Annotated in this window: 16 protein-coding genes; 4 read left to right on the top strand and 12 right to left on the bottom strand. The window is 68.3% G+C overall.

All coding sequences use genetic code 11. The features are described from left to right. Positions 1-18: 18 nt before the first annotated feature. From secB to ACI2JH_RS07120, 4 genes are all read right to left on the bottom strand, one after another. A complete protein-coding gene (gene secB / locus ACI2JH_RS07135) occupies positions 19-537 on the bottom strand; it encodes a protein-export chaperone SecB (protein WP_042614716.1) in 519 nt (172 codons plus the stop codon). 108 nt (positions 538-645) lie between these two features. After that, positions 646-1,083 (bottom strand): rhodanese-like domain-containing protein, encoded by a 438-nt coding sequence (locus ACI2JH_RS07130; RefSeq protein ID WP_057509246.1) that lies wholly within the window; start codon positions 1,081-1,083, stop codon positions 646-648. Positions 1,084-1,196: 113 nt separating this feature from the next. Beyond that, positions 1,197-1,625 (bottom strand): hypothetical protein, encoded by a 429-nt coding sequence (locus tag ACI2JH_RS07125; RefSeq protein ID WP_101101584.1) that lies wholly within the window; start codon positions 1,623-1,625, stop codon positions 1,197-1,199. Positions 1,626-1,672: 47 nt separating this feature from the next. Next, entirely contained in the window at positions 1,673-2,140 is a 468-nt protein-coding gene (locus ACI2JH_RS07120; RefSeq protein WP_101101586.1) for a YiiD C-terminal domain-containing protein, read from the bottom strand. Positions 2,141-2,175: 35 nt separating this feature from the next. Between ACI2JH_RS07120 and ACI2JH_RS07115 the strand changes: the two genes are divergently transcribed. The 3 genes from ACI2JH_RS07115 (at position 2,176) to ACI2JH_RS07105 (ending at position 5,391) form a co-directional block, all read left to right on the top strand. After that, positions 2,176-2,970 carry a uroporphyrinogen-III synthase gene (locus tag ACI2JH_RS07115; RefSeq protein WP_404735799.1) on the top strand — a complete coding sequence of 265 codons (795 nt, stop codon included), beginning with the start codon at positions 2,176-2,178 and terminating at the stop codon, positions 2,968-2,970. A 130-nt stretch (positions 2,971-3,100) separates the two neighbouring features. Beyond that, entirely contained in the window at positions 3,101-4,090 is a 990-nt protein-coding gene (locus ACI2JH_RS07110) for a uroporphyrinogen-III C-methyltransferase (RefSeq protein WP_404735798.1), read from the top strand. Beyond that, on the top strand, positions 4,087-5,391 hold the full coding sequence (locus ACI2JH_RS07105; protein WP_404735797.1) for a heme biosynthesis protein HemY: 1,305 nt from the start codon (positions 4,087-4,089) through the stop codon (positions 5,389-5,391). Before ACI2JH_RS07110 ends, ACI2JH_RS07105 begins: the two co-directional genes overlap by 4 nt. A gap of 82 nt (positions 5,392-5,473) precedes the next feature. On the opposite strand, the gene ACI2JH_RS07100 is transcribed toward ACI2JH_RS07105, so the two are convergent. After that, a complete protein-coding gene (locus ACI2JH_RS07100; RefSeq protein WP_101101594.1) occupies positions 5,474-6,769 on the bottom strand; it encodes an acetyl-CoA C-acetyltransferase in 1,296 nt (431 codons plus the stop codon). A gap of 93 nt (positions 6,770-6,862) precedes the next feature. Between ACI2JH_RS07100 and ACI2JH_RS07095 the strand changes: the two genes are divergently transcribed. Further along, positions 6,863-7,750 carry a hypothetical protein gene (locus tag ACI2JH_RS07095; protein WP_346590859.1) on the top strand — a complete coding sequence of 296 codons (888 nt, stop codon included), beginning with the start codon at positions 6,863-6,865 and terminating at the stop codon, positions 7,748-7,750. A 234-nt stretch (positions 7,751-7,984) separates the two neighbouring features. Here ACI2JH_RS07095 and ACI2JH_RS07090 read toward each other — a convergent pair whose 3' ends face one another. The 7 genes from ACI2JH_RS07090 to ACI2JH_RS07060 all read right to left on the bottom strand — a co-directional run bounded on the left by ACI2JH_RS07090 (position 7,985) and on the right by ACI2JH_RS07060 (position 14,540). Beyond that, positions 7,985-8,617, bottom strand: a complete 633-nt coding sequence (locus tag ACI2JH_RS07090; RefSeq protein ID WP_404735796.1) for a superoxide dismutase family protein — start codon at positions 8,615-8,617, stop codon at positions 7,985-7,987. A 45-nt stretch (positions 8,618-8,662) separates the two neighbouring features. After that, positions 8,663-9,232, bottom strand: coding sequence for a superoxide dismutase family protein (locus ACI2JH_RS07085; RefSeq protein ID WP_182656525.1), 570 nt, complete (start codon positions 9,230-9,232; stop codon positions 8,663-8,665). 93 nt (positions 9,233-9,325) lie between these two features. Further along, complete coding sequence (gene ntrC, locus ACI2JH_RS07080) at positions 9,326-10,789, bottom strand: nitrogen regulation protein NR(I) (protein ID WP_404735795.1); 1,464 nt, start codon at positions 10,787-10,789, stop codon at positions 9,326-9,328. Beyond that, the gene (locus ACI2JH_RS07075) at positions 10,782-11,837 is read right to left on the bottom strand and encodes an ATP-binding protein (protein ID WP_349999846.1); all 1,056 of its coding nucleotides are present in this window, start codon (positions 11,835-11,837) and stop codon (positions 10,782-10,784) included. The genes ntrC and ACI2JH_RS07075 overlap by 8 nt, the downstream gene beginning before the upstream one ends. Before the next feature lie 87 nt (positions 11,838-11,924). Further along, on the bottom strand, positions 11,925-12,200 hold the full coding sequence (locus ACI2JH_RS07070) for a hypothetical protein (RefSeq protein ID WP_101101604.1): 276 nt from the start codon (positions 12,198-12,200) through the stop codon (positions 11,925-11,927). Between the two features lie 58 nt (positions 12,201-12,258). After that, positions 12,259-13,014, bottom strand: coding sequence for an N-acetylmuramoyl-L-alanine amidase (locus ACI2JH_RS07065; RefSeq protein WP_404735794.1), 756 nt, complete (start codon positions 13,012-13,014; stop codon positions 12,259-12,261). A 98-nt stretch (positions 13,015-13,112) separates the two neighbouring features. Beyond that, positions 13,113-14,540: an ammonium transporter gene (locus ACI2JH_RS07060; RefSeq protein WP_101101608.1), complete on the bottom strand. Its 1,428-nt coding sequence runs from the start codon at positions 14,538-14,540 to the stop codon at positions 13,113-13,115. Between the last annotated feature and the right edge of the window lie 14 nt (positions 14,541-14,554).

Raw genomic sequence — 14,554 nt, 5'->3', positions numbered from 1 at the left:
GCGGGGTCGGAACGCCGATCAGGCGTTGCCGGCCGGCTCGGAGTTGGCGAGCGAAGACGCTTCACCCTGCTCCTGGCGCTGGCGCAGGGTTTCCGCGTACAGGCCTTCGAAGTTGATCGGCTGCAGGAAGAACGGCGGGAAGCCGCCGGCCTGGATCAGGTCGCTGACCAGCGAACGCACGTACGGGAACAGGATGTTCGGGCACTGGGTGCCGAGCAGCACGTCGATCGACTGCGGGTCCAGGCCGACCAGGCCGAACACGCCGGCCTGCTTCACTTCGGCCACGTACGCGGTGCGGTCTTCGGCCTTGCAGGTCAGGGTGACGGCCAGCACGACTTCGAAGGCGTTCTCGCCCAGGCGCTGAACCTGCTGGTTCAGGTTGAGCTGCAGTTCCGGCTGCACCTGGTCGTTGAAGATGCTCGGAGCATTCGGCGATTCGAAGGAAACGTCCTTGACGTAGATCTTTTCGACGGTGAACGCGGGGCCGTTGGCGGCGTCGACCGGCGCGACGGCGCCGTTGGTGTTTTCTTCGGACATTTCCTGTTGCTCCAGATTATTCGTTGAACGTTATGTTTGATCGGTATGTTGCATCAACAGCGATGGGGGCGGGTCATGCAGTGCACAACCCCTGCCTGCGCCATCAGGTCAATGACGACCCTTGACCAGCGGAAGTTCTGCCTGCTGCCACGCCGGCAAGCCACCGTCGAGCACGGAAACCTGCTCGAAACCGGCTTTCTTCAGCGTCTTGGCAGCGGCTTCGGATGCGGTGCCGGCACGGCATACCAGCACCACCGGGCGCTGCTTGGCCGCGGCCACCAGCTTGTGCTCCGGGCCGAACTGGCTGGCCTGCACGTTCTTGCTGCCTGCGATGTGGCCCTTCTCGAAGTCGCTGCTGGCGGACAGGTCCACCACCACGGCGTCGCCGGCGTTCATCAGCTGCACCAGCTCGGCAGGCTTGAGCGACTTGTAGCCACGGAACAGACGGCGGATTTCAGTGACGATGATCGCGGCGGTCAGGCCCACCAGGGCGGCCGACAGCATGGGGTTTCGGCCTGCAAAGGCCACCAACTCTTCGTAATTCACGCAGGTCACGGGTCGATAAGCGGGCGCCGATTGTCGCACAAGGCGATGGGCGCGGGATTCCAGCGGCGATTTCCGGCGTCAGCCCGGCCGCCGGCGATCGGCCACAGCGGGCCTCAATGCCCCTGCCACAGGTCCGGCAGGCCATTGAACTGCCACCAGCGCTTGCCTTCGGGATCCCAGCGCCAGCGCTCCACCACGGTCACCAGGCGCTCGGCCTGGGTGTTGATGTTGATCACGCCGATTTCCACGCGGCGCTCCACCGTGCCATCCGGCAAGGACGCGGTGCTGCGTTCGCGGTAGGCCGAAACGCGCAGCTGCGAATAGCGGTTGAGCTCGAATTCGGTGGGCGGGTTGGTCTTGCGCCGTTCGGGGTCGAGATAGCCGACGGCGTCTTCCATGCTGCCCCAGCGGATGGTGGATCCGTAGGCGTTCTGGGTCTCTTCCAGCATCGTGCGCTGTTTGCGGCTGAAATCGGCGGCCATCGTCATGGACGAGGCGACCAGCAGGCTGGACAGCATCAACAACTGGATCAGGCGGCGCATGTGCAGGTGCTTCAACGGTCTGCTCCCCAAGGCATCAGCCTGCCATCCTACCCTTTGGCGAAGGCAACGAAACGACCGCTCAGTTCAGCGGCCGGCTTGCCATCGGTCCCGGGCTGCACCGCGACCACGCCGATCCGCGCCTTGCCGCGCTGCTTGAACGTGGACAGGAAGGTGTCCCAGTCACTGTCCGGATCGATCTGCGCCTGTGCATGCAGGTCGCCGTACACCGGGGCGCGGTAGCGCAGCTGGCTGTCGGCCACGTACACCTCCGCTTCAAAGCCGGCCAGCCGCAGGCGCAGGGTCACCAGGGCCCAGCCAGAGAGCGTCATGGCCGAGGCCAGGCTGCCACCGAAGGCGTTGCCCTTGTCATTGACGTTGACCGCCAAGGGCGCGGTCAGCTGCAGCTGGCCATCGGCGTAGCTTTCCAGGCGCAGTTGCATCGCCCGCACCGGCGGCATGCTGTCGAGCACCTGTTGCAGGACCAGCAGCGAGGAGGAAACGGGTTCGACGGACATCGGTGGTTACACCTGCAACAACGCGGGCCCGCATAATGCAGGCAATGGATGAACATGCGAAACCGTGTGGTTGGACATTGGTGTCGCTGCGCCCGAAGGGGCAGCACGCGGCGCTGCGTGCCGCCGTGGCCCATTCAGGGGCGCAGATCGTCGCCTTGTCGCCGTGGCGGCTGCAGCGCCGCCCTGATGCCGCAGGGGCTCGCGCCTTGTGCACGGCACTGCAGGCCTCTGCGGTGATCTTCACCAGCCCCGGCGCGGTGGCTGCGGCGGCCTCCTGCGGCGATGGTTTCCTGAATGCTCCCGAACGACCTTGGCTGGCGGTGGGTGAAGGCACGCTGCGCGCCCTGCGTGCGCACGGTATCGAACATGCCATCGCGCCCTCGCGGATGGACAGCGAGGGCCTGCTGGCGTTGCCCGTACTGTCCGATGTGCAGGGAATGACCATAGGCCTGGTCACCGCACCCGGTGGACGCGGATTGATTGCCGCCGATCTGCAGGCGCGCGGTGCCCGGCTGCTGCGCGCCGACGTCTACCGCCGTGTGCCCGTGCAGCTGCCGGCGCGGACGCTGGCGCGGTTGTCGCGATCACCACGGCCGTGGGTGCTGGCGGTCAGCAGTGGCGAAGCCCTGGAGCGTGTCTGGGCGCAGCTGTCGCCGACGTGGCAGGCACGCTGGCAGGCCGACATGGCGGTGGTGGTCGCCAGCGAGCGGCTGGCGGTGCAGGCACGGGCGTTGGGCCTGGCCACGGTGCGGGTGGCCGCCGGACCGACTCCCAGCCAGATGGCCACCGCCGCGCTGGCACTGCACGCTGATGTGAACCAGACCCGGTAGCGCCGAGCCACGCTCGGCGAGCGCAGCGGCGGTCATGCCGAGGTCCAAGGTGACGTCCGCCAGGCATGTCGCGGCCCTGCCCCCCTCTGCGCTGCTTGCCGCTGGCGCATGCAACAGGGATGCTGTCCTGATGACTGAAACTCCCCCACCCACCCCGCCGCAGCGGTCGCTGCGCTGGATCGTTCCGCTGGTCCTTGTCCTGCTGCTGGTCGCCGCCAGCGGCTGGGGATGGCATGCCGTGCAGCAATGGCAGGAACGTGCCCGCCTGCAGTCGCAGGCCGACGCGGTCCGGCTGCAGGGCCTGCTGGACAGCGTGGAAGCGCTGCGTCGCGACCAGCGCGCGGCCAGCGCCCGGCTGCAGGACGCGGCCAGCACCAACCGGGTGCTGCGTGACGAAGTGCTGGGCCTGGGCCAGCGCAGCGCCTTGATTGAAGAGAACCTGGCGCGGCTCGCCGAAAGCGCCCGCCAGGACAGCCATGCGCTGCATGCGGACGAGGCCGAACTGCTGCTGACCCAGGCCGCGCAGCGGCTGGATGGCGCCGATGACCTGGCCGGCGCGCGCCGGCTGTATGCGCTTGCCGCCACCCAACTGGAAGACCTGCCGGCCGCCAGCGGGCTGAACCTGCGCCAGGCGCTGCTGCAGGAACGCAACGTGCTTGATGCTGCCGGCAACGGGCCGCGGGCCGATGCCCGGCTGCGCCTGGCGACCTTCGCCCAGGCGTTGCAGACCCTGCCGCTGCAGGCCCCGGCGTCGCCGACCAGCACCGCACGGCAACGACCGTGGTGGGAGGTCGCATTGGCCCCGTTCGTGCAGATCACGCCCAGCCGCCTCAGTGGCCCGCTGACCGATGCCCAGCGCGTGGCCGGTGCCGACGCGCTGCAGGTGGAGCTGACCCTCGCCCGCGCTGCGGTGGAACGCGGCGACAGCACGGCCCTGCAGCAGGCGCTGGACCGGATTGAACACGGGATGACCCGGCTGTGGCCGGATTCACCGGACCTGCGCAGGCAGCGTGCTGAACTGCGTGCATTGCGCTCGGCGCCGCTGCGCCTGAGCGCACCGGAACTGGGCAGCACCCTGCAACAACTTCGTACTTTGCGCGATGGAGAGACCCCGTTATGAAGCCCTTGCAATCCCTGATCGTGCTGCTGTTGGCCGTGGCGCTGGGCGTAGTCGGCGCGCAGTGGCTGGGCGCCAACACGCTGAACCAGTATGGCGAAGTGATCTTCCGCTACGGCGGTACCGATTACCGAAGCACCCTGCCGCAGGTTGCGTTGCTGGTGCTGGTGACGCTGCTGGTGCTGTGGCTGCTGTGGAGCCTGATCGCTTCACCGTTCCGTGCATGGGGCCGCTATCGCCGCAAGCAGGGCCGCGTGCGCCTGGTAGATGGCCTGCAGGCCTATGAACACGGCCATTGGCAGCGCGCGGAGAAGCTGTTCGACGGCGCGGCCCAGGACCAGGAAGTGACCGGCGTGGCGCTGGCCAACGCGGCGCGCAGTGCGCGTGCGCGCGGTGACGACACCGCCAGCCAGACCTACCTGCAGCGCCTTGGCGCTGCCGATGCCACCAGTCTGGCGCTGCTGCGCGCCGAACAGCTGCTCGCCGACGACCTGCCGGTGGATGCGATCAACACCCTGGATGCGGCCAACCTGCAGCCACTGCCGCCGCGCGGACTGTGGCTGCGCAGTGAAGCGCTGGCCCGCGCCGGCCGTGCCCACGAGGCGTACGGTCAGCTGGGTGCACTGCGCCAGAGCAAGGTGCTGCCCGCCGATGCCCTGACCACGCTGGAAGCCCGGCTGGCGGCACAGGCGCTGCTGGAAGCGGCCGACGTCAACGCACTCGCCGCGCAGTGGGAGACCACGCCGAAGGCGCTGCGTGCCGACCCTGCGGTGGTGTCCGCCTATGCCGCACGTGCAGTGGCACTGGACTGGGACGAGCCGGCCCTGCTGGCGCTGGAACAGGCGCTGGACCAACGCTGGAGCGATGAGCTGGTGGAGCTCTATGGGGCGCTGCCGGCATCGCGGCTGGCGACCCGCGAATCCAACCTGGCGCGCTGGCGCCGGGTGCACGACGGTTCGCCCGCGTTGCTGCTGGCACAGGGTCGCGTGGCGCTGGCACAGGGCCGCAATGAAGAGGCCGAAGTGCTGCTGCACGAGGCGATCGCCGCCGGCGCCGGTGCATCGGCGTGGGAAGCGCTGGGCGCATCGCTGCTCGCCCGCGGTGAGACCACGCTGGCCGCACAATGCCTGGCCAACGCACTGCGCGAGCAGCGCGGCGAAGACAGCATCGCGCTGGTACGCCCGGAGCCGGCCGTGGTGGTGGCCCCGCGCGCAACGGTGGAAGAGCAGGTGATGGCGCCGGTGCCGCCGGTGTACGACGCCGGTGAGCCGCGCGACGACAACGGTTTCCCGCGCGTTCCGTAGCATTGAGGTAGCGCCGAGCCCTGCTCGGCGTATGCGGCGCCCGGCTCGCCGAGCAGGGCTCGGCGCTACCGGATCACGCCCATCAGCGTTCGACGATCGCCACCACGCCCATGCCGCCGGCGGTGCAGATCGACACCAGCGCACGGCCACCGCCGCGCTCGGCCAGCTGCTTGGCCGCCGTGGCGATCACCCGCGCACCGGTTGCCGCGAATGGATGACCGGTGGCCAGCGAGGAACCCAGCGGGTTGATCTTTTCCGGATCGATGCGGCCCAGCGGAGCATCCAGGCCCAAGCGGTTGCGGCAGTAGTCTTCGCTTTCCCAGGCGCGCAGCGTGCACAGCACCTGCGCGGCGAACGCTTCATGGATTTCGTAGATGTCGAAATCCTGCAGGGTCAGTCCGTTGCGCTTGAGCATTTCCGGTACGGCCACGGTCGGAGCCATCAACAGGCCTTCGCCATGCACGAAATCGACCGCTGCGACCTGCGAGTCACGCAGGTAGGCCAGCGGTTCGTGGCCGTGCGCACGCGCCCATTCTTCGCTGGCCAGCAGCACCGCCGAGGCGCCATCGGTCAGCGGGGTGGAGTTGGCGGCGGTCAACGTGCCGCGGCCGGAGACCTTGTCGAACGCCGGCTTCAGCGTGGCCAGTTTTTCCAGCGAGGTGTCGGCGCGCAGGATGTTGTCGCGCTCCACGCCGCGGAACGGGGCGATCAAGTCGTTGAAGAAGCCACGCTCGTACGCTGCGGCCAGCTTGCGGTGCGAAGACACCGCCCACTCATCCTGCGAATCGCGCGAGATGTTCCATTCCTTGGCCATGTCTTCGCAGTGGTCGCCCATGCTCTTGCCGGTGCGCGGCTCGGCCACTCCGGGGAACTCGGGCTTGAACTCGGAGAACTTGAAACCGCGGGTCAGCGCGCGGATCTTGTCGCCGGGGCTCTTGGCCCGGTTGGCCGCCAGCAGGCGGGCACGCAGCTTCTTGCCATAGACGATCGGCACGTCGGAGGTGGTATCCGAACCGCCGCCGATGCCGGATTCGATCTGGCCCAGGGCGATCTTGTTGGCTACCGCGATGATGGTGTCCAGCGAGGTGCCGCAGGCACGCTGCATGGTGATGCCGGGCGTCAGCGCGGACAGCCCCGAGGACAGGGCGGCTTCACGGCCGAGGTTCCAATCGCTGGAGTGCTTGATCACCGCCCCCATCGCGACTTCGCCGAGCTGCTGGCCATGCAGGCCGAACCGTTCGACAAGGGCGCCGAGCGTACGCACCGACATGCCAAGGTTGCCGACATCCGAATATGCGGTGTTCTGGCGGCAGAACGGAATACGGACGCCACCGAGGATGGCGACGGGTCGGGCGTTGGGCATGGACATACCTGGCATGGGATAGGGTGTCTGCAACATGGCCTGCACGACATGGCAGGCATAATGGTCCCAAGTGTAGCTGCCGCCCTGTGATGGGCCAACCGTGAAACCATGAGCAAAACCGACCCCGCCATGAACGCCATCGGCGTGCTGGCCCTTGAGCTCGCCGATGGGCAATCGCCCACGCAGGCCGCACTGACCGCCGACCAATCCGGCGAACTTGCCGAGCGCATCGGCCGCGACCTGGCCAAGCTGGTGCCACAGGCCAGCGAGCTGGACCTGGTGTTCGCCGCGGCGCATTTCGACCCGGCCGAAGTGCTGCGTCCGGGCTGGCCGATCCACCGCCGCCTGGAAGAGCTGCAGATGCGCGCACCGGGTCGCAGCCAGGGCCCGCGCCTGCTGGCCTTCGGCGCCGACGCCAATGGCGATGTGCCGTTGCCGTTCCAGGCCGATGCCACGCTGAAAGGCGGCGGCCTGCGCGTGCTGCCGTTCCTGCTGACCGGCACGGATGCGGCCACCACGGCGGCAGTATCCGATGCGCTGGAAACGGTGCTGCTGGCCGAGGGCATGGCGCATGCCGATACCGCGCTGCTGGCGCAGAAGGCGTTTGGTGCACGCGTGGAACATGCACGCTATTTCACCGTGAACGATCTCGCCGCGATGATGTCGATGCAGTACGACAACCAGGGCCTGGCGGTTCTATGGCCGCTGATCGAGACGGCGATCATGGCGCCGGGGCAGGATGAGTGGCTGGATGCCGCGCCGGAGCCGTTGCTGCGTTATACGCAGGGCGAGGCGCGGATGGCGCTGTTCGATCCGGCAGGCTGGTGCACGTACTACGCGCACGGGCGCAATGACTGCGAGCAGTTGAAGGGCGTGTATGAGCAGTACCTGATGCGACAGCGGCAGATGGCGGCGGTGTTGGAGGCGCATGGGGTGCCGGTGTTGTTCGTGCATTGCGAGGCGGGGCAGGATGCGCGGGCGTTGTTGGAACGGTGAATTTCTGCTGCTCGGCGCTTTGATTTTGTCGGGGTGAGGCGATGGTCCGGGTCAGGCAGGACACGCCGTGAACCCTTCCATGGGGGCTCGCTGTTGCCATCCTTGGCAACAGACGGTCCTGCCTGACCCGGACCATCGACTCTGCTGACGGATTTCTGGTGCCGGCGGCGGTGGGGGATTTGAAAGCAGAACGCCGGCTTTCGCCGGCGTTCCTGTTTGCGTGCAGCTGATCTGTTACGGGGCTTTGATTACTGCGCAGGCCAGGCGGGCGCCGGCATTGCCGGTGGGCTGGGTCTTGTAGTCGTCGGCGTCGGCGTGGACGATCAGGCCGCGGCCGATGATGTCAAAGTCGTCGCCCTTGCCGATGTTGACGTTGGTCGAGACCGGGGCGTCGATGGTGGCCACGCCTTCGGCGTTGGCGGTGATGTTGGGCATGTCGCCGCCGTGGTGCGGGTCGCTGGCCACGCTGCCGTGGTCCTGGGTGCCCGGGTTGAAGTGGCCGCCCGCGCTGGCGCCGTCCGGTGCGCTGCAGTCGCCCTTTTCGTGGATGTGGAAGCCGTGCTCGCTGCCCGGCTTCAGGCCGCTGACCTGGCCGGTGACGTGGACGCGGCCGTCGACCAGCTTGAAGCTGACCGAGCCCTTGGTTTCATTGCCTTGGGTCGGTGCCAGTTCGGCGACGGCGGTGGCGCCGGTTTCTGCGGTCGGGCCGGTCATCGGCGGCGGGGCTTCGGCCGGGGTGGTGGCTGCGGCGGCTTCGGCCGGGGTGGCCGGGGCAACGGTGTCGGCGGCGTTTTCCGGCTGCTTGTTGCAGGCGCTCAGGCCAAGGGCGGCAACGGCAACGAACAGCGAAGTGTGGATCAGGCGCATCAGGTGGTTCTCCATTGGATGGGTGCAGGGCCCGCAGCCCAAGGGCTACTTCGTGATGCGGATGAGGCCGCAGGCGATGCGTGCGCCGGCATTGCCGGCAGGCTGGCTGCGATGATCGTCGGACTGGGCGTGCACGATCAGTGCACGTCCGGCGATGTCGTTGGCGGCGCCACCGCCAAGGGTGACGCCTCGCAGGTGGATATCGACGTTGGCGCGGCCCTGCGCATCGGCGCGCAGGTTGGGCATGTCGCCAAGGTGGTGCGGCCCGCTGCCCGGCGCGCCATGCGGCTGCTGGGTCGGGTTGAAATGGTTGCCCGCGCTGCTGGCATCCACGGCGCTGCAGTCACCGCGCTCGTGCACGTGGAACGCCGGCTGCTGCAGCGGCTGCAGTCCGCCGATCACACCGGTCACGTGCACGCCACCGGTTTCGGGCACCAGGGCGAGGCGACCGCTGACGATGCTGGCCGAAGCCGGCGACAGATTGCTCTCGGCCATCTGCGCGGTGCTCACCACGCTCACCGCTACCGGCGGCGCAGCGGGCGGTGGCGGCGTGGTACCGCAGGCAACCAACAACAGGCCGGCGGCAGCCGGCAGGATCAGGCGGATCGAGGACATCGTGGACTCCTTGCAATGCACGTTACGGGCCTGCCTGTCCACGACACATCAACGCCAGGTGTCGAGCGTGCACAGGCAGCTTTGGATTTCGGTTCAATGGCTGCCACGCCGGCGGCCGGCGCCCAGCTTGCGGGTCAACGTATTGCGGCCCAGCCCCAGCCGCGCGGCCGCTTCGGCGCGGCGACCATGGGTGATCTGCAGGGCGGCTTCCAGCAATGCATGGTCCACGCGCTCGCGGACCTGTGCATGCAGGCCCTCGGCCCCTTCGGCCAGCCGCTGCCGCGCCCACTGCGAAAGCAGCGCTTCCCACTGACCGGGGTCGGCATGGCCGGCGCGCGGGCCGCTGCGCGCGGCTCCCCGGTTCAGCGCCATCTCCACGTCGGCCGCGCCGATGGTATCGCTGGCTGCCAGCGCCGCCATCCGCCAGCAGACGTTTTCCAGTTCGCGCACGTTGCCCGGCCAGTCGTGCTCGCGCAGGGCCTGCAGCGCGGCCGCGGTCAGCCGCTTGGCCGGGCCATCAAGCTTGTGCGACGCCGCGGACAGGAACGTGGTGGCGAGCTGGGCGATGTCGTCGCGGCGTTCGCGCAGCGGCGGCAGCTGCAGGCGCACCACGTCCAGCCGGTGCAGCAGGTCGGCGCGGAAACGTCCCTCCGCCACCAGACCTTCCAGGTCCTGGTGGGTGGCGGCGACCACGCGCACGTCGACATGGATCAACTCGCGGCCGCCCACGCGGAAGAATTCGCCCTGTGCCAGCACGCGCAGCAGGCGCGTCTGCAAGGCCAGCGGCATGTCGCCGATCTCATCCAGGAACAGGGTGCCGCCGTCTGCCTGCTCGAAGCGCCCGACATGGCGCCGCTGTGCGCCGGTGAAGGCTCCGGCTTCATGGCCGAACAGTTCACTTTCCAGCAGTTCGGCCGGGATGGCCGCGGTATTCAGCGCAACGAATGGTGCACGCGACCGCGGCGATTCGCGGTGCAGCGCACTGGCCACCAGCTCCTTGCCGGTGCCGGTTTCGCCGGTGATCAATACCGCCAGCGGCGCCTGCGCCAGCTTGCCGATGGCGCGGAATAGGGCCCGCATCGGCGGCGTATCCCCCACCAGCTGTGGCGTCTGGTCCGCTTGGCCGGGCTCGCCCGGGTCGGGATCGTCGGGCAGCAGGGCTTCGGCGCCCGGCAGCGCGCGCCGCGCCAGCGCGACCGCATCGTCCAGGTCGAACGGCTTGGACAGGAACTCGTGCGCGCCGCCGCGGAAGGCACCGGCGGTGCTGGCGACGTCGGTATAGGCGGACATCACGATCACCGGCAGCTGCGGGTGGGCTGCCTTCAGTTTGTCCAGCAGCACCAAACCATCGTCGCCGGGCATCCGCACATCGGTGAACAGCAGCGCCGGCACCGGTTGGCGGGTGAGCGCGTCGAGCGCGGCGGCGGCACTGTCGAAACCTTCCACCTGGTAACCGGCATCGCGCAGCGCGGTGGAGAGCACGAAGCGCACGGCGCGGTCATCGTCGACCACCCAGACCCGCTGGCCGGGGTGGGCGGGATGCGGGGCATCAGTCATGGGCCACGACCTCATGGGGGGCGCCGCCGCGGATCGGCAGCAGCAGGGTGAATACGGTATGGCCTGGCCGCGAGCGATAGGTCAGCGTACCGCGGTGTTCGCGCGCCACCTGCTGGGCCAGTGCCAGGCCCAGTCCGGTGCCCTCGGCGCGGCCACTCACCAGCGGCAGGAACAGGTGTTCGGCAAGCTCTTCGGGCACGCCACGGCCGTCGTCGGCGATTTCCAGCCGCAGTGCCAGCGGGTGAAGCTGCTCGGCGATGCGCACGCCGTGCTCCACCCGCGTGCGCAGGGTGATGCCGCCGGCACCGGCCTGGATGGCGTTGCGCACCAGGTTCCATACCGCCTGGCTGAGACGGTCGGCATCGCCATTGAATTCCGGAATGCTGGGATCGTAATCGCGCTGCAACCTGACCGCCCAGCCGGCTTCGCTTTCTGCCAGGCGCAGCACCTGCTCCAGCGCAGCGTGGATGTTCAGCGCGGCGTGCGGGGCGGCCGGGGCGGGCGACAGCAGCTGGTCGAGCAGGCTGTTGAGGCGCTCGATTTCGGTGCCGATCAGGTCCACCAGTTCGCGCTCGTCGGCATCGCGCTGGGCTATCCGGCGCGCCAGCAGCTGGGCCGCACCCTTCAATCCGGCCAGCGGGTTGCGCAACTCGTGGGCGAGCCCTTTCAGGGCCGCACTGAGCGCGCTGGGCAGGGCCTGGGTCGGGTCCAGCCCGGGGAATTCATCTACCGGATGCGCTTCGAGCAACCAGCCGCCATCGTCCAGCCGGCTCATCCAGCCTTCGGCGAAGCGGGCGGCTTCGCCCGGCAGCGCAAGCGCCAACCGGTGCAGGCGCAGGCTGTCGCGCTCGTCGCGGGCGAGGAAATGCGCCAACGCATCGCCCTGCGCTTCCAGCGCCACCAGCGGCTGGCCGACCAGTCGACGCCCGCTGACCCCCAGCCAGCGCGCAAACGCCGGGTTGCAGCCGGTGATGCGCCCTTCGGCATCGGCCCAGGCAACCGGCGTGCCGAGCTGTTCAACGAGGGGCGGCGGCGGGGAAACAGTCATTGCACCAATGTAGTGCAAAACCCGGGGTATTTCAGTCGGAACAACGGGGCGGTTGCGCGAATGAGAACGCGTTGGAACCGTCAGCGTTCAGGGCGTGCCCGAGGCGTCCCGCGCCTTTTTCCAGGCACTCTCGAATTCGCGGGCGCTGATCTCGTCATCTTCATCGAAATCGAAGAAGGACAGCGGCTGGTCGGCCAGCAGGAAGCGGTCATCGCTCTGCCCGGTGGCATCGGACCACACCGCGCGCAATCCGTACACTTCGACCTGGCGCAGGATCTTTTCGCCACGGGCTTCCATCAGCACGTTGCCCTTGCCCAGGTCCGATTCGGCCGGGTGCTTGTAATACTTCTTGTCGGTGTTCATCAACTGTCCTGCCCGGGCCAGCAGCCCGGAAATCTGGAAAAAGGGCGCTGAGTGTGCCTCAGAGCGCTGGTTGGTGCTGCAGCAGCAGCGAATGCAGGATGCGCGCATCTTCGGCGTCCAGCAGTGGGGGCAGGTCGTCGCTGCCGCGGAAGCGCCGGTGGAATGCCCTTACGGCCGCCTCCCGGTCGTCCAGCGGATAGCCGAACGCAGCCAGCGCCTGCCAGGCATCGAAGCCGGCCGGCGGCAGTCCGTCGGCAGCGCGCGGCCAGACCCCGAAACCGGCCTGCGCAAGCTGCTGCCACGGGAAGAAGCGGCTGGGATCCTGTTTGCGCGAAGGCGCCAGATCGGCATGGCCGATCACCTGCGAGGGCGGAATCCGCAGGCGCGTGCTGAGGTCCTGCAGCAGCACGATCAAGGACTGGACCTGCGCCTGGCTGAAAGGCGTGTCGCCGTCGTTGTCCAGTTCGATGCCGATCGATGCGGAGTTCAGGTCGGTGATGGTGCCCCAGCGGCCCGGTCCGGCATGCCAGGCGCGGCGATCGTCGGCGACCAGCTGGTAGCGCTTGCCGTCGGCGCCGATCAGGTAATGCGCACTGACCTTGCCGCCGCTGTTGGCGCTGCGCAGCGTATCCAGGCTCTGCTGCACCGAGTGCTGGTCGGTGTGGTGCAACACGATGATCACCGGCATGCGCGCGTTGTGATTCGCCGATGGCACCCAGGTCGCCAGCGGACTGCACTCTTCCACCGGCGCACCGGCGCAGGCGGCCAGCAGCGCGCAGGAAAGCAGCAGGGCCAGGTGGCGGATCATCTTCATGCTCCGATTGTACCCATTAAAAAACCGGCGGCCCCCGGACCGCCGGTCACGGCGCACGCAGGCGCCATCAACAAGTTGTTCTGCAGCAGGCAGGTCGATCAGACCTCGTAAGCGGACTCGCCGTGCGAGGTCACGTCCAGGCCGGTACGCTCGGCCTCTTCGGTGACGCGCAGGCCAACCAGCGCCTTGACCAGCAGCAGGATCAGCGCGGTCACCACGGCGCACCAGGCGATGGTGAAGGCGACGCTGACGAACTGCACCCATACTTGGTGGCCGATATCCAGGTCGGCCTTGGTGCCGCCCAGCGACTGTGCGCTGAACACACCGGTGAGCAGTGCACCGACGATGCCGCCGATGCCATGCACGCCGAACACATCGGCCGTGTCATCGACCTTCAGCAGGCGCTTCAGGCCGGTGACGCCCCACACGCAGAGCGCACCGGAGACAACGCCGATGACCAGAGCGCCCATCGGGCCCACGGTGCCGCAGGCCGGCGTGATGCCGACCAGGCCGGCGACCGCGCCGGATGCAGCGCCGAGTGCGGACGGCTTGCCCTTGGTGATCGCTTCCACCAGTGTCCAGCCCACCACCGCTGCGGCCGTGGCCAGGATCGTGTTGAGGAAGGCCAGCGAAGCCACGGTGTCGGCGGCTGCGGCCGAGCCGGCATTGAAGCCGAACCAGCCCACCCACAGCAGCATCGCGCCGATGTAGGTGAACACCACGTTGTGCGGCTTCAGCGCGGTCTGGCCGTAGCCGATGCGCTTGCCGACGAAGTACGCGCCGACCAGGCCGGCCACGCCGGCGTTGATGTGCACGACGGTGCCGCCGGCGAAATCGATCGCGCCCAGTTCGGCCAGGTAGCCACCACCCCAGACGATGTGCGCCATCGGGATGTAGCTGAGGGTGAACCACAGGATCGAGAATAGGATCACCGCCTTGAACTTGATGCGTTCGGCGAAGGCGCCGACGATCAGTGCGGTGGTGATGCCGGCGAAGGTGGACTGGAAGGCGACGAACAGATAATCCGGCAGGCCGGCGATCGGCGTATTGCCCACCGAATCGGGCGAGAAACCCTTCAGGAAGGCGAACTGGGTGAAGGAGCCGAAGAACGGGTTGCCTTCGCTGAACACCGCGCTGTAGCCGTAGGCCACCCACAGGATGATCACCAGCGAGAACACCACCAGGATCTGGCTGAGCACCGAAAGCACGTTCTTTGAACGCACCAGGCCGCCGTAGAACAACGCCAGGCCCGGCACCACCATCAGCAGCACCAGCAGCGTGGAGGTCAGCATCCAGGCCACGTCACCGTGGTCGAAGGTGGGCGCGGCGGCGGCTTCGGCCACCGGTGCGGCGACCGGCTCGGCAGCCAGCGGCTCGACGGTCACTTCTTCGGTTGGCACCGGGGTGACCTGCGCCTGGGCATGCGCAGCGCCGGGGAACGCACCCACGGCCAACGCACTGAGCAGCATCAGCAGGCACACCAGATGGAACCGGGCTTGCCACCCGGCGAACAGTCGAATCTTCATGCGAGGGATCTCCG

The sequence above is a fragment of the Stenotrophomonas sp. NPDC078853 genome, from assembly GCF_044901215.1.
Lineage (GTDB): Bacteria > Pseudomonadota > Gammaproteobacteria > Xanthomonadales > Xanthomonadaceae > Stenotrophomonas > Stenotrophomonas lacuserhaii.
Note: the sequence above shows the minus strand (reverse complement) of the source record. Positions and strands in the feature narration are given on the sequence as shown.

Bases quoted from the DNA above. Each gene is read 5' to 3' on its own strand.
- secB (WP_042614716.1), bottom strand. From the start codon at position 537: ATGTCCGAAGAAAACACCAACGGCGCCGTCGCGCCGGTCGACGCCGCC.
- ACI2JH_RS07100 (WP_101101594.1), bottom strand. From the start codon at position 6,769: ATGCCAGGTATGTCCATGCCCAACGCCCGACCCGTCGCCATCCTCGGT.
- ACI2JH_RS07065 (WP_404735794.1), bottom strand. From the start codon at position 13,014: ATGAAGATGATCCGCCACCTGGCCCTGCTGCTTTCCTGCGCGCTGCTG.
- ACI2JH_RS07110 (WP_404735798.1), top strand. From the start codon at position 3,101: ATGACTGAAACTCCCCCACCCACCCCGCCGCAGCGGTCGCTGCGCTGG.
- ACI2JH_RS07090 (WP_404735796.1), bottom strand. From the start codon at position 8,617: ATGCGCCTGATCCACACTTCGCTGTTCGTTGCCGTTGCCGCCCTTGGC.
- ACI2JH_RS07105 (WP_404735797.1), top strand. From the start codon at position 4,087: ATGAAGCCCTTGCAATCCCTGATCGTGCTGCTGTTGGCCGTGGCGCTG.
- ACI2JH_RS07085 (WP_182656525.1), bottom strand. From the start codon at position 9,232: ATGTCCTCGATCCGCCTGATCCTGCCGGCTGCCGCCGGCCTGTTGTTG.
- ACI2JH_RS07060 (WP_101101608.1), bottom strand. From the start codon at position 14,540: ATGAAGATTCGACTGTTCGCCGGGTGGCAAGCCCGGTTCCATCTGGTG.
- ACI2JH_RS07120 (WP_101101586.1), bottom strand. From the start codon at position 2,140: ATGTCCGTCGAACCCGTTTCCTCCTCGCTGCTGGTCCTGCAACAGGTG.
- ACI2JH_RS07075 (WP_349999846.1), bottom strand. From the start codon at position 11,837: ATGACTGTTTCCCCGCCGCCGCCCCTCGTTGAACAGCTCGGCACGCCG.
- ntrC (WP_404735795.1), bottom strand. From the start codon at position 10,789: ATGACTGATGCCCCGCATCCCGCCCACCCCGGCCAGCGGGTCTGGGTG.
- ACI2JH_RS07095 (WP_346590859.1), top strand. From the start codon at position 6,863: ATGAGCAAAACCGACCCCGCCATGAACGCCATCGGCGTGCTGGCCCTT.
- ACI2JH_RS07125 (WP_101101584.1), bottom strand. From the start codon at position 1,625: ATGCGCCGCCTGATCCAGTTGTTGATGCTGTCCAGCCTGCTGGTCGCC.
- ACI2JH_RS07070 (WP_101101604.1), bottom strand. From the start codon at position 12,200: ATGAACACCGACAAGAAGTATTACAAGCACCCGGCCGAATCGGACCTG.
- ACI2JH_RS07115 (WP_404735799.1), top strand. From the start codon at position 2,176: ATGCAGGCAATGGATGAACATGCGAAACCGTGTGGTTGGACATTGGTG.